The 11966-nt window shown below is 69.9% G+C and carries 13 protein-coding genes and 1 tRNA gene; 12 read left to right on the top strand and 2 right to left on the bottom strand.

Annotated elements, in window-relative coordinates:
* The first annotated feature begins 22 nt into the window (after nt 1-22).
* The 4 genes from ACFWTC_RS01470 (at nt 23) to ACFWTC_RS01455 (ending at nt 3569) form a co-directional block, all read left to right on the top strand.
* A complete protein-coding gene (locus ACFWTC_RS01470; RefSeq protein ID WP_384025854.1) occupies nt 23-1474 on the top strand; it encodes an MFS transporter in 1452 nt (483 codons plus the stop codon).
* A 133-nt stretch (nt 1475-1607) separates the two neighbouring features.
* The gene (locus tag ACFWTC_RS01465) at nt 1608-2006 is read left to right on the top strand and encodes a DUF3291 domain-containing protein (RefSeq protein WP_383922731.1); all 399 of its coding nucleotides are present in this window, start codon (nt 1608-1610) and stop codon (nt 2004-2006) included.
* Nucleotides 2003-3136: a UDP-N-acetylmuramate dehydrogenase gene (locus tag ACFWTC_RS01460; RefSeq protein ID WP_384026062.1), complete on the top strand. Its 1134-nt coding sequence runs from the start codon at nt 2003-2005 to the stop codon at nt 3134-3136. Before ACFWTC_RS01465 ends, ACFWTC_RS01460 begins: the two co-directional genes overlap by 4 nt.
* Nucleotides 3137-3152: 16 nt before the next feature.
* Nucleotides 3153-3569: a hypothetical protein gene (locus ACFWTC_RS01455; RefSeq protein WP_267724668.1), complete on the top strand. Its 417-nt coding sequence runs from the start codon at nt 3153-3155 to the stop codon at nt 3567-3569.
* Here ACFWTC_RS01455 and ACFWTC_RS01450 read toward each other — a convergent pair.
* Entirely contained in the window at nt 3559-4578 is a 1020-nt protein-coding gene (locus tag ACFWTC_RS01450) for an adenosine deaminase (protein WP_267724670.1), read from the bottom strand. The genes ACFWTC_RS01455 and ACFWTC_RS01450 overlap by 11 nt on opposite strands.
* 253 nt (nt 4579-4831) lie before the next feature.
* The gene (locus ACFWTC_RS01445; protein ID WP_267724674.1) at nt 4832-6058 is read right to left on the bottom strand and encodes a pyridoxal phosphate-dependent aminotransferase; all 1227 of its coding nucleotides are present in this window, start codon (nt 6056-6058) and stop codon (nt 4832-4834) included.
* 194 nt (nt 6059-6252) lie between these two features.
* Here ACFWTC_RS01445 and ACFWTC_RS01440 point away from each other — a divergent pair.
* The 8 genes from ACFWTC_RS01440 to rplL all read left to right on the top strand — a co-directional run bounded on the left by ACFWTC_RS01440 (nt 6253) and on the right by rplL (nt 11526).
* Nucleotides 6253-6325 (top strand) — tRNA-Trp (locus ACFWTC_RS01440).
* A gap of 106 nt (nt 6326-6431) precedes the next feature.
* Nucleotides 6432-6713, top strand: coding sequence for a preprotein translocase subunit SecE (secE, locus tag ACFWTC_RS01435; protein WP_030825982.1), 282 nt, complete (start codon nt 6432-6434; stop codon nt 6711-6713).
* An 84-nt stretch (nt 6714-6797) separates the two neighbouring features.
* A complete protein-coding gene (gene nusG / locus ACFWTC_RS01430) occupies nt 6798-7724 on the top strand; it encodes a transcription termination/antitermination protein NusG (RefSeq protein WP_383922735.1) in 927 nt (308 codons plus the stop codon).
* A 194-nt stretch (nt 7725-7918) separates the two neighbouring features.
* A complete protein-coding gene (rplK, locus tag ACFWTC_RS01425) occupies nt 7919-8353 on the top strand; it encodes a 50S ribosomal protein L11 (protein WP_267724684.1) in 435 nt (144 codons plus the stop codon).
* A gap of 88 nt (nt 8354-8441) precedes the next feature.
* Complete coding sequence (rplA, locus tag ACFWTC_RS01420; RefSeq protein ID WP_383922738.1) at nt 8442-9170, top strand: 50S ribosomal protein L1; 729 nt, start codon at nt 8442-8444, stop codon at nt 9168-9170.
* A 182-nt stretch (nt 9171-9352) separates the two neighbouring features.
* Entirely contained in the window at nt 9353-10219 is an 867-nt protein-coding gene (locus ACFWTC_RS01415; RefSeq protein ID WP_383922741.1) for an LppX_LprAFG lipoprotein, read from the top strand.
* 285 nt (nt 10220-10504) lie between these two features.
* The gene (gene rplJ / locus ACFWTC_RS01410; RefSeq protein ID WP_267724692.1) at nt 10505-11035 is read left to right on the top strand and encodes a 50S ribosomal protein L10; all 531 of its coding nucleotides are present in this window, start codon (nt 10505-10507) and stop codon (nt 11033-11035) included.
* Between the two features lie 110 nt (nt 11036-11145).
* A complete protein-coding gene (gene rplL, locus ACFWTC_RS01405; protein ID WP_383922743.1) occupies nt 11146-11526 on the top strand; it encodes a 50S ribosomal protein L7/L12 in 381 nt (126 codons plus the stop codon).
* Nucleotides 11527-11966: the final 440 nt, after the last annotated feature.

The raw sequence follows: 11966 nt of genomic DNA, 5'->3' as shown, positions 1-11966 counted from the left end.
TAACAACCCCCAGGGGGAAACCGTGACCACGCAAGGCACCGACACCAAGCTCCGCGGACCGGCCGTCTGGGCCCTCGTCCTCACCGGCGTCGCCAGCTTCATGGCCGCCCTCGACAACCTCGTCGTCACCACCGCGCTCCCCGCCATCCGCGCGGACCTCGGCGGCGGGCTGGAAGACCTGGAATGGACGGTGAACGCGTACACGCTCACCTTCGCCGTCCTCCTGATGTTCGGTGCCGCCCTGGGGGACCGGTTCGGCCGCCGACGGCTGTTCATCGCCGGCCTCTCTGTCTTCACCCTCGCCTCCGCCGCGGCCGCCCTCTCGCCCGGCATCGACGAGCTCATCGCCGCCCGCGCCGTCCAGGGCGTCGGCGCGGCGGTCATGATGCCGCTCACCCTCACCCTGCTCACCGCCGCCGTCCCGGCCGCCCGCCGCGGCATGGCCCTCGGGATCTACGGAGCCGTCACCGGCCTCGCCGTCGCCAGCGGTCCCCTCATCGGCGGCAGCCTCACCGAGCACATCTCCTGGCAGTGGATCTTCTGGCTCAACGTCCCGATCGGCCTCGCCCTCATACCGCTCTCCCGCCTGCGCCTCGCCGAGTCCACCGCCCCCGGCGCCCGCCTCGACATCCCCGGCACCCTGCTCATCAGCGGCGGCCTCTTCGGCATCGTCTACGCCCTGGTCAACGCCAACGCCGAGGGCTGGACCAGCGCCCCCGTCCTCACCGGTCTCATCGCCGGTACCGCGCTCGTCGGCGGGTTCGTCCACCACGGCTTCCGCAACGCCGACTCCATGCTCCCCATGCGGCTCTTCCGCGACCGCGGCTTCCTCGGCATCAACCTCGCCAGCCTGCTGATGTTCCTCGGCATGTTCGGCTCGATCTTCCTGCTCAGCCAGTTCCTCCAGGGCGTCGCCGGGTATTCGCCCACCGAGGCCGGGCTGCGGATGCTCCCCTGGACCGGCATGCCGATGATCGTCGCCCCCATCGCCGGCATCCTCTCCGACCGCATCGGCGGCCGGCCCGTCGTCGCCACCGGGCTGGCGCTCCAGGCGCTCGGCCTCGGCTGGTTCGCGGCCGTCCTCGACACGGACGTCTCGTACGCCGCCCAGCTGCCGGCGCTGATCCTCAGCGGAATCGGCATGGCCCTGTACTTCGCCCCCGCCGCCAACGTGCTGATGTCCACCGTGGCACCCGCCGACCAGGGCCGGGCCTCGGGCGCCAACAACGCCCTCCGCGAGGTCGGCGGAGCCCTCGGCGTCGCCGTCCTGGCCTCCGTGTTCTCCGCCCAGGGCGGCTACGAGACCCCGCAGGCCTTCACCGACGGCACCGTCCCCGCCCTGTGGATCGGCGCCGGAGCGGTCGCCCTCGCCGCCGCCCTGGCCCTCCTGCTCCCGCGCAAGCCGAAGGACGCCCCGGCCGGGACCGCCGCCACGGCGGGCACGGCGCCGGTCAAGGTCCCGGCCGCCGGCTGAACCCGCACCGCCCCGCCCCGGCCCAGCACCGCCCCGGCCCCGCACCCCGCCCCGGCCCCGACGCCGAGCCCCCGACCGCGCCCCGCCCCGCACAGCGCCCCGTACGTCCCGCCTCCGTGAAGGAGTACGCGCCATGCCCGACATCCCCTGGTCCACGCCCACCCCGCCCGCCCCCGACGCCGAGGTCTACGTCATGGCCTCCCGCTTCGAGACCGCCACCCTCGCCGGCGCCGTCCGGTTCCTCCTCAAGGCCCCCGGCATCGTCGGCCAGGTCCGCAAGGCCCCCGGCGCCCACGGGACCGCCCTGCGGGCCCGCGTCCTCGGCCGTACGTTCCTCACCCTCTCCGCCTGGGAGGACCGGGACGCGCTCTACCGCTTCGCCCGCAGCGAGCCGCACCGCTCCGGCTCCCGCGCCGCCGCCGCGTACATGAAGGAGTCGGCCTTCGTCTTCTGGACCGTACGGGCCTCCGAGCTCCCGATCACCTGGGCCGAGGCCGAGCGCCGCCTCGCCGAACAGGTCGCGGAACGCTGAGCCGTCACCCGACCACGTGTCCCGGTCCGTGGCCCCGCAGGGATGCGAGGGGCACGGACCGTACTCTTGTCCCCGTGCAGGAACTCCACGACGCCCCCCTCGCCCCGCTGACCACCTTCCGTCTCGGTGGTCCCGCCGCCCGCCTGATCACCGCGACCACCGACGCCGAGGTCGTCGCCGCCGTCCGCGCCGCGGACGAGAGCGGCACCCCGCTCCTGGTCATCGGCGGCGGCAGCAACCTGGTCATCGGCGACCGCGGCTTCGACGGCACCGCCCTGCGCATCGCCACCACCGGATTCACCCTCGACGGCACCACCCTGGAGCTCGCCGCGGGCGAGAACTGGAGCGACGCCGTCGCCCGCACCGTCGAAGCCGGCCTCGCCGGGATCGAGTGCCTCGCCGGGATTCCCGGCTCCGCGGGCGCCACCCCGATCCAGAACGTCGGTGCGTACGGACAGGAAGTCCGCGACACCATCACCGAGGTCGTCGCCTACGACCGCACCCGCGGCGAGACGGTCACGCTGACCGCCGCCAAGTGCGCGTTCTCATACCGCGACAGCACCTTCAAGCACCAGCCCGAGCGGTACGTCGTCCTGCGCGTCCGCTTCGCCCTGGAAGACGCCGGCGGCCTCTCCGCGCCGGTCAAGTACCCCGAGACCGCCCGCGCCCTCGGCGTCGAGGCCGGCGACCGGGTCCCGGCCGCCACCGCCCGCGAGACCGTACTGCGCCTGCGGGCCGGCAAGGGCATGGTCCTCGACCCCGCCGACCACGACACCTGGTCCGCCGGCTCCTTCTTCCACAACCCGGTCCTGACCGACGAGGCCTACGCCGCCTTCCTCGCCCGCGTCCAGGACCGCCTCGGGCCCGACACGGCCCCGCCCGCCTACCCCGCGGGCGACGGCCGTACGAAGACCAGCGCCGCCTGGCTCATCGACAAGGCCGGCTTCGCCAAGGGCTACGGCACGGGCCCCGCGCGCATCTCCACCAAGCACACCCTCGCCCTCACCAACCGCGGCGAGGCCACCACCGAAGACCTCCTCACCCTGGCCCGCGAGGTCGTCGCGGGCGTCCACGCGGCATTCGGCGTCACCCTCGTCAACGAGCCGGTGACGGTCGGCGTCAGCATCTGAGGAGCCCCGGCCGCCCATGCTCTGTCCCCTCCACGGGGCCGGTACGGACCCCACCCGCCTCGTGGGGCGCACGCTCAGCAGAGTCGTCGCGTCCTGGCACATCAGCGACGGCGAGCGCTCCGAGGCCCCCCTCGACGTCTGGCTGATCGACAGCGTCGGCGACTCCATCCGGATCACCACCGGGTCCGACCAGTGCCTCATCGTCGAGTCCGCGGCGCCGCACGCGCCGTACGACATGGGGGAGTGGGGCCGCATCGAGGTCGGCGAGGACCTCGGCGACCACCCCTTCCTGCGCCACCTCGGCGAGACCGTCGCCTCGGTCGCCGAGTACGCCCTGCCCGAACAGGGCCGCACCCACCTGGAGATCGGCTTCCCGGACGGCGGCCGGGTGCGCGCCGACTGCTACGAGGGGGACCTGCGGCTCACCCGCTGAGCCACTGGTCGATCCCCGCCAGCAGCTTGGCCTGCACCTCCTCGGGCGCGGCCGAACCGCGCACCGACTGACGGGCCAGCTCGGCGAGCTCCGCGTCCGTGAAGGCGTGGTGCGTACGGGCGATCTCGTACTGGGCCGCCAGCCGGGACCCGAACAGCAGCGGGTCGTCCGCGCCCAGCGCCATCGGGACGCCCGCCTCGAAGAGCGTCCGCAGCGGTACGTCCTCGTGCCGCTCGTACACCCCGAGGGCGACGTTCGAGGCCGGGCAGACCTCGCAGGTGATCTGCCGGTCGGCGAGGCGCTTGAGCAGCCGCGGGTCCTCGGCGGCCCGTACCCCGTGCCCGATGCGGGCCGCGTGCAGGTCGTCCAGGCAGTCGCGGACCGAGGCCGGGCCGGTGAGCTCGCCGCCGTGCGGGGCGGCGAGGAGGCCGCCCTCGCGGGCGATGGCGAAGGCCCGGTCGAAGTCGCGGGCCATGCCCCGGCGTTCGTCGTTGGAGAGCCCGAAGCCGACGACGCCGCGGTCGGCGTACCGGACGGCGAGGCGGGCCAGGGTGCGGGCGTCCAGCGGGTGCTTCATGCGGTTCGCGGCGATGACCACCCGCATCCCCAGGCCGGTCTCGCGGGAGGCCGAGTCGACGGCGTCGAGGATGATCTCGACGGCCGGGATCATGCCGCCGAGCAGGGGCGCGTAGGACGTGGGATCCACCTGGATCTCCAGCCAGCCGCTGCCGTCCCGTACGTCCTCCTCGGCCGCCTCGCGGACCAGGCGGCGGATGTCGTCGGGCTCGCGGAGGCAGGACCGGGCGGCGTCGTACAGCCGCTGGAAGCGGAACCAGCCGCGCTCGTCGGTGGCGCGCAGCTTGGGCGGCTCCCCGCCGGTCAGGGCGTCGGGGAGGCGGACGCCGTACTTGTCGGCGAGCTCCAGCAGGGTCGATGGTCGCATCGAGCCGGTGAAGTGCAGGTGGAGGTGCGCTTTCGGCAGAAGCGTGAGATCGCGTGCGTGCTCCATCTGGTGATCCTGCCGTACGCACGCGCCGAGCGGGAGGGCGTTTTACCCATCGGGGGCTTGCTCGAACACGCGAGCGGGCGCGGAGGGAGTGCGGAGGCGGCGGCCCGGTCCGCTGCGGCGGGCCTCCCGGGCTCCGCCCGGACCCGCGCCCACACGCCGCCGAGGCCGGAAGCACGCCGCCCGGGGCCGGGAATGCCGAGTGGCGGCCGCCCTCGGGGGGTGACCGCCACTCGGGGTTCTGCCGCGGGCCGCTCTAGGCCTTGGCCTCCGCAAGGAGCTTCTGGATCCGGGACACGCCCTCCACCAGGTCCTCGTCGCCCAGGGCGTACGAGAGGCGCAGGTAACCGGGGGTGCCGAAGGCCTCGCCCGGGACGACCGCGACCTCGGCCTCGTCCAGGATCAGGGCGGCCAGCTCGACGGAGGTCTGCGGGCGCTTGCCGCGGATCTCCTTGCCGAGGACGTCCTTCACGGACGGGTACACGTAGAACGCGCCCTCGGGGGTCGGGCAGAGGACACCGTCGATCTCGTTCAGCATCCGCACCATCGTCTGGCGGCGGCGGTCGAAGGCGGTGCGCATCTCGTGCACCGCGTCCAGGCTGCCGGAGACGGCGGCGAGCGCCGCGACCTGGGCCACGTTGGAGACGTTGGAGGTGGCGTGCGACTGCAGGTTGGTCGCGGCCTTGACGACGTCCTTCGGGCCGATGATCCAGCCCACCCGCCAGCCGGTCATCGCGTACGTCTTGGCGACGCCGTTGACGATGATGCACTTGTCGGCCAGCTCGGGGACGATCGCCGGCAGGGAGACGAACTTCGCGTCGCCGTAGACCAGGTGCTCGTAGATCTCGTCGGTCAGGACCCACAGGCCCTTGTCCGCGGCCCAGCGGCCGATCGCCTCGGCGTCGGCCTCGCTGTAGACGGCGCCCGTCGGGTTGGACGGGGAGACGAAGAGGACGACCTTGGTGCGCTCGGTGCGCGCGGCCTCCAGCTGCTCGACGGACACCCGGTAGCCGGTGGTCTCGTCGGCGACGACCTCGACCGGGACACCGCCGGCGAGGCGGATGGACTCCGGGTAGGTGGTCCAGTACGGAGCCGGGACGATGACCTCGTCACCCGGGTCCAGGATGGCCGCGAAGGCCTCGTAGATCGCCTGCTTGCCGCCGTTGGTCACCAGGACCTGCGACGCGTCCACCTCGTAGCCGGAGTCGCGCAGGGTCTTCGCGGCGATCGCGGCCTTCAGCTCGGGAAGACCGCCGGCCGGCGTGTAGCGGTGGTACTTGGGGTTGCGGCAGGCCTCGACGGCGGCCTCGACGATGTAGTCCGGCGTCGGGAAGTCGGGCTCGCCCGCGCCGAAGCCGATCACCGGGCGCCCGGCGGCCTTGAGGGCCTTGGCCTTGGCGTCCACGGCGAGGGTGGCGGACTCGGAAATGGCGCCGATACGGGCGGACACCCGGCGCTCGGAGGAAGGCGTTGCAGAGGTCATGCGGCCAATCGTCCCAGACCGCCGAGAACGGCCGCACACCGTTTCAGTCACCGGACCGCACGGATGTCAGAGAGGGTTCTGTTCGACGTCAGGGCCCGGTTCACGTACACTCACCTGTCGTTGGACCTCGCCAGCCGCTCCAGAGTGTGAGCACTCCGTGCACTCGTCCGGATGCGGTAGGTTGGGGGACGCAAAGGGTCGTAGCTCAATTGGTAGAGCACTGGTCTCCAAAACCAGCGGTTGGGGGTTCGAGTCCCTCCGGCCCTGCTCCACACTCCATTTAGAGGATGTGTGTGCGCAGGTACGTACTTCTGCAACGCCGTGCGGCGCAACCGGGCGCGGTACGGCCACGACCCGGATTCAGGTGAGAGACGTGACGGACGCCCTGGGCTCCATCGACATGCCTGACGCCGAGGACGAGACGCGCGAGAAGAAGGCCCGCAAGGGCGGTAAGCGCGGCAAGAAGGGCCCCCTGGGTCGTCTCGCGTTGTTCTACCGCCAGATCGTCGCGGAACTCCGCAAGGTTGTATGGCCCACTCGCAACCAGCTCACGACGTACACCACCGTGGTGATTGTCTTCGTGGTCATCATGATCGGTCTGGTGACCGTGATTGACTATGGGTTCCAGGAAGCCATCAAGTTCGTCTTCGGCTGATCCCCGCGGAGGGCGGCGCCTTGATGGGTGCCGCCCGTTTTCGCATGTTCCACCACCTTTTGTATCCAGGAAGAAGCAGCCACCGTGTCTGACCCGAACCTGAACGCGAGCGACGAGTCCGTCGAGTCCGTCGAGTCCGTTGAGGACCAGCTCGACATCGTCGAGGCTGCCGACGCCGTGGACCCCGACGAGGCAGAGCTCGCGGACGCCGAGGCGGGTGTCGCCGCCGAGGAGGCCGCGCTCCACGTCGAGGTCGAGGGCGAGGCTGACGCCGAGGTCGAGGACGACGCCGAGGTCGCAGAGGCCGACGACGACGAGGCTGCCGACGAGGTCGGGGACGCGGTCGAGGCAGACGCCGACGAGGAGGCCGAAGAGGCCGCCCCGGTCGAGCCGGTCGACCCCGTCCAGGCCCTCCGCGAGGAGCTGCGCCTCCTGCCCGGCGAGTGGTACGTGATCCACACCTACGCCGGCTACGAGAAGCGCGTGAAGGCCAACCTGGAGCAGCGCGCCGTCTCGCTGAACGTCGAGGAGTTCATCTACCAGGCCGAGGTGCCCGAGGAAGAGATCGTCCAGATCAAGAACGGCGAGCGCAAGAACGTCCGGCAGAACAAGCTGCCCGGCTACGTTCTCGTCCGCATGGATCTGACGAACGAGTCCTGGGGCGTCGTCCGCAACACGCCTGGTGTCACCGGCTTCGTCGGCAACGCGTACGACCCGTACCCGCTGACGCTGGACGAGATCGTCAAGATGCTCGCCCCGGAGGCGCAGGAGAAGGCCGCCAAGGCCGCCGCGGAAGAGGCTGGCCTGCCGGCGCCCTCCGTCAAGCGGACCATCGAGGTCCTGGACTTCGAGGTCGGCGACTCGGTCACCGTCACCGACGGCCCGTTCGCGACGCTGCAGGCGACCATCAACGAGATCAACCCGGACTCGAAGAAGGTCAAGGGTCTCGTCGAGATCTTCGGCCGCGAGACCCCGGTCGAGCTCAGCTTCGACCAGATCCAGAAGAACTGACCCGCGCTGAGCCACTTCGCGTGAGTGACGGCTTCTGAGCCACAGCTTCCGGACAGGTCAGATCGCCCCTCAAGGGCGGTCTGACCTGCTCGGTTTTTAGCCCCGCGCCGATACCCGTTATCGTGGTGCGGTATGCCTCCGTCCGGATGACCGGATGTGCGGCTGAAAACTCTCACTAGGACCCGGAGAGAGCAATGCCTCCCAAGAAGAAGAAGGTCACGGGGCTTATCAAGCTCCAGATCAAGGCCGGCGCGGCCAACCCGGCTCCGCCGGTCGGCCCCGCGCTCGGTCAGCACGGCGTCAACATCATGGAGTTCTGCAAGGCCTACAACGCCGCGACCGAGTCGCAGCGTGGCATGGTCGTGCCGGTGGAGATCACGGTCTACGACGACCGCTCCTTCACCTTCATCACCAAGACTCCGCCGGCCGCGCGCCTCATCCTGAAGAGCGCGGGCGTGGAGAAGGGCTCCGGCGAGCCGCACAAGACCAAGGTCGCGAAGCTGACGCGCGCCCAGGTCCGCGAGATCGCCGAGCTCAAGATGCCGGACCTGAACGCCAACGACATCGACGCCGCGGAGAAGATCATCTCCGGCACCGCGCGTTCGATGGGCATCACGGTCGAAGGCTGATTCAGCCACCCCCCAGCACCACCAGTGGTAGGACCAAGCGCTGGTCCGCACCACGACTCCACGCCTGAATCACAACACAGGAGCAGAAGTGAAGCGCAGCAAGACCCTCCGCGCTGCGGACGCCAAGATCGACCGGGAGAAGCAGTACGCCCCGCTCGAGGCCGTCCGTATCGCCAAGGAGACCTCCGCGACCAAGTTCGACAGCACCGTCGAGGTCGCCTTCCGCCTGGGTGTCGACCCGCGCAAGGCCGACCAGATGGTGCGTGGCACCGTGAACCTCCCGCACGGCACCGGCAAGACCGCCCGGGTCCTGGTCTTCGCGACCGGTGACCGTGCTGCGGCCGCGGAAGCCGCCGGCGCCGACATCGTCGGCGACGACGAGCTGATCGGCGAGATCGCCAAGGGCAACCGCCTCAACGAGTTCGACGCCGTTGTCGCCACCCCGGACCTCATGGGCAAGGTCGGCCGCCTCGGCCGCGTGCTCGGTCCCCGTGGCCTCATGCCGAACCCGAAGACCGGCACCGTCACCATGGACGTCGCCAAGGCCGTCACCGAGATCAAGGGTGGCAAGATCGAGTTCCGCGTCGACAAGCACTCGAACCTGCACTTCATCATCGGCAAGGTCTCCTTCTCCGATGAGCAGCTGGTCGAGAACTACGGCGCGGCCCTGGACGAGATCCTGCGTCTGAAGCCGTCCGCCGCGAAGGGCCGCTACATCAAGAAGGCCGCCCTGAGCACCACGATGGGCCCCGGCATCCAGCTGGACTCCAACCGCACCCGGAACCTCCTCGTCGAGGAAGACCCGGCCGCGGTCTGAGCCTGACCGGCTCCCTGCACGGCTGAGCGGGCCCCCCACCACCCTTCACGGGCGGTGGAGGGCCCGTTTTCCGTGTTCCGTGCCACAAAGCGGGCACGAGGCCCGTAATGGACGCGCGTTCGATCGTCACGGGTACGTACAGTCGGGATCAGTCAACGATCACACAAGGGGTGGGGACCTCCATGTCTGCATACCGCAGGAAGACCATCGGCGCCGCGCTGGCCGCCGTACTGCTCGTGGGCGGGGCCACGGCGTGTGAGGACGGGAAGGGCGCGAAGAGGGACGGCGCCGCCGCTCCGGCGCCGTCCCGGGCCGCCCAGACGCCGGCCGCGGTCACGCCGGCCGCGTTTTTGGAGAAGACGAAGAAGAAGTCCGCGGAGATCACCTCGCTGCGGTACACCATGTCCGGCACCGCGGGGGGCGGGACGATCTCCGGCGAGGCCTCCATGCGCCTCAAGCCCACCGTCGCGATGTCCATGACGATGGCCTCGCCCGAGACGCCCGGGCAGAACGTCGGCATCCGCCTCCTCGACGGCGCCCTCTACCTGGGCAGCGAGGGCAAGTGGATGAAGTTCGACCTGAAGGCGATGGCTCCGGACGAGGCCAAGAGGCTGGACGCCCTCGGCGGCGGTCAGCAGGGCGAGAACCCGGGCGACAAGGCGAACGACCTGAGCCTGTCCAAGGACCTGAAAGTCGTCGGCGAGGAGTCCGTCGACGGCCAGAGGACCACCCACCTGGCGGGCACGGTCGCGCTGGACCAGCTGAAGGGCCAGAACGCCGCCACCACGCCCGAGGCCAAGGCCCGCCAGGAGAAGAACCTGAAGATGCTGGAGGCCCAGGGCATCAAGGAACTGACGATGGACATCTGGATCGACGAGGCCGACCAGACCAAGCAGGTCCGCACCCGCGGCCAGGGCACCTCGGGCCCGATGGACGTCACCGTCAAGTTCCTCGACGTCAACCAGCCCGTCGAGATCACGGCGCCGCCGGCCGACCAGGTCGTGGACCTGGCGGAAAGGATGAAGGACGGCGCGGACGGCACCGCCTGAGTCCCACGACTGGGCGGTTTGAAGTTCTCCTGAGGCGATTTGCCTCGGCTGGGCCGTTTCACGTACTCTTCACGAGAAGCCAAAGACCGCTGGTCGTTGCCGTGCCCCGCAAGGGTTTCGGTGGCCGAAGGATCCGTTGACTGCGGACGTCCTGCGCAGGTGTTCGTGGAGAAGCTCCCGGAGTAGTTCGGTCGAGCTTACGCCCCGTGCGCTTGCGCCGGGGCGTTTCGTTTTGTTCAGCCCCTTCTGAGCGGTCCTCATCACCCGGAAGGAGGCCGACGCTCTATGGCAAGGCCCGACAAGGCTGCCGCGGTAGCCGAGCTCACGGACCAGTTCCAGAGCTCGAACGCCGCCGTGCTGACCGAGTACCGGGGTCTCACCGTGGCGCAGCTCAAGACGCTGCGTCGTTCGCTCGGTGAGAACGCCCAGTACGCCGTGGTGAAGAACACGCTGACCAAGATTGCGGCCAACCAGGCCGGGATCACCGCGCTGGACGAGCACTTCGCTGGTCCGACCGCGGTCGCCTTCATCACCGGTGACCCGGTGGAGTCGGCGAAGAGCCTGCGTGACTTCGCCAAGGAGAACCCGAACCTCATCATCAAGGGCGGTGTCCTTGACGGTAAGGCGCTGACCGCCGATGAGATCAAGAAGCTCGCGGACCTCGAGTCCCGCGAGGTTCTGCTCAGCAAGCTGGCCGGCGCGTTCAAGGGCAAGCAGTCTCAGGCTGCCTCGCTCTTCCAGGCGCTGCCGTCGAAGTTCGTCCGCACTGCGGAAGCGCTTCGCGTCAAGCTCGCCGAGCAGGGCGGTGCCGAGTAACTCGGCTCGCGCACTGATCCACGCCGCCTAGTGCGTGGGTCGTAGCGGGCCGTTACGCCCGCCTCTCTATACATCCGGCACCTGCCGAATTAGTGGAAGGATCGCCCATCATGGCGAAGCTCTCTCAGGACGACCTCCTCGCCCAGTTCGAGGAGATGACCCTCATCGAGCTCTCCGAGTTCGTGAAGGCCTTCGAGGAGAAGTTCGACGTCACCGCCGCCGCGGCCGTCGCCGCCGCCCCGGCCGGCCCGGGCGCCGTTGCCGAGGCCCCGGAGGAGCAGGACGAGTTCGACGTCATCCTCACCGGTGCCGGCGACAAGAAGATCCAGGTCATCAAGGTCGTGCGCGAGCTGACCTCCCTGGGCCTCAAGGAGGCCAAGGACCTCGTGGACGGCGCCCCGAAGCCCGTTCTCGAGAAGGTCGCCAAGGAGGCCGCTGACAAGGCTGCCGAGTCCCTCAAGGCTGCCGGCGCGGCTGTCGAGGTCAAGTAACACCTCTGGGGCCTCACTGAGGCTCCTGCGAAGGGCGATCACCCGTAAGGGTGGTCGCCCTTCGGCGTACCCGCAGTGCCTGACTTGCCCTGGTCTCGTTGGGGAGTAGGGTGATCATCGTTGCTCCGCGGCAGGGTCCGAAGATGATCCGCTCGGAGCAGGGGGCCTTGACGAACGGGACGCGGCGCGCAATTCTCAGATCCGTCGCCGGCTCGGGCCCGCTCGGACAAGTTCGATCCGGGATCCTAGGCATGGATCGACTACGAAGAGGGCAGTACTGATACGCGCTCTGTGTACGAGGTACGAGGGCCGAAGCGTTGGACGCAGGGTTTGATTGACGACATGGGGAAGGCCTGTTGCCGGTTTCCGGAAACCTGGTCTGGACATCAGTGAGCCAAGTGGCTACACTGACCCTTTGCGCTGCCTGTTAGCTGCCCCCT

Source organism: Streptomyces sp. NPDC058619 (assembly GCF_042717785.1).
Lineage (GTDB): Bacteria > Actinomycetota > Actinomycetes > Streptomycetales > Streptomycetaceae > Streptomyces.
Note: the sequence above shows the minus strand (reverse complement) of the source record. Positions and strands in the feature narration are given on the sequence as shown.

What these genes read in the sequence shown, in the direction of transcription:
- ACFWTC_RS01415 (WP_383922741.1), top strand. Translation starts at nt 9,353, where the DNA reads ATGTCTGCATACCGCAGGAAGACCATCGGCGCCGCGCTGGCCGCCGTA.
- ACFWTC_RS01450 (WP_267724670.1), bottom strand. Translation starts at nt 4,578, where the DNA reads ATGGAGCACGCACGCGATCTCACGCTTCTGCCGAAAGCGCACCTCCAC.
- ACFWTC_RS01445 (WP_267724674.1), bottom strand. Translation starts at nt 6,058, where the DNA reads ATGACCTCTGCAACGCCTTCCTCCGAGCGCCGGGTGTCCGCCCGTATC.
- rplL (WP_383922743.1), top strand. Translation starts at nt 11,146, where the DNA reads ATGGCGAAGCTCTCTCAGGACGACCTCCTCGCCCAGTTCGAGGAGATG.
- ACFWTC_RS01455 (WP_267724668.1), top strand. Translation starts at nt 3,153, where the DNA reads ATGCTCTGTCCCCTCCACGGGGCCGGTACGGACCCCACCCGCCTCGTG.
- rplK (WP_267724684.1), top strand. Translation starts at nt 7,919, where the DNA reads ATGCCTCCCAAGAAGAAGAAGGTCACGGGGCTTATCAAGCTCCAGATC.
- rplJ (WP_267724692.1), top strand. Translation starts at nt 10,505, where the DNA reads ATGGCAAGGCCCGACAAGGCTGCCGCGGTAGCCGAGCTCACGGACCAG.
- ACFWTC_RS01465 (WP_383922731.1), top strand. Translation starts at nt 1,608, where the DNA reads ATGCCCGACATCCCCTGGTCCACGCCCACCCCGCCCGCCCCCGACGCC.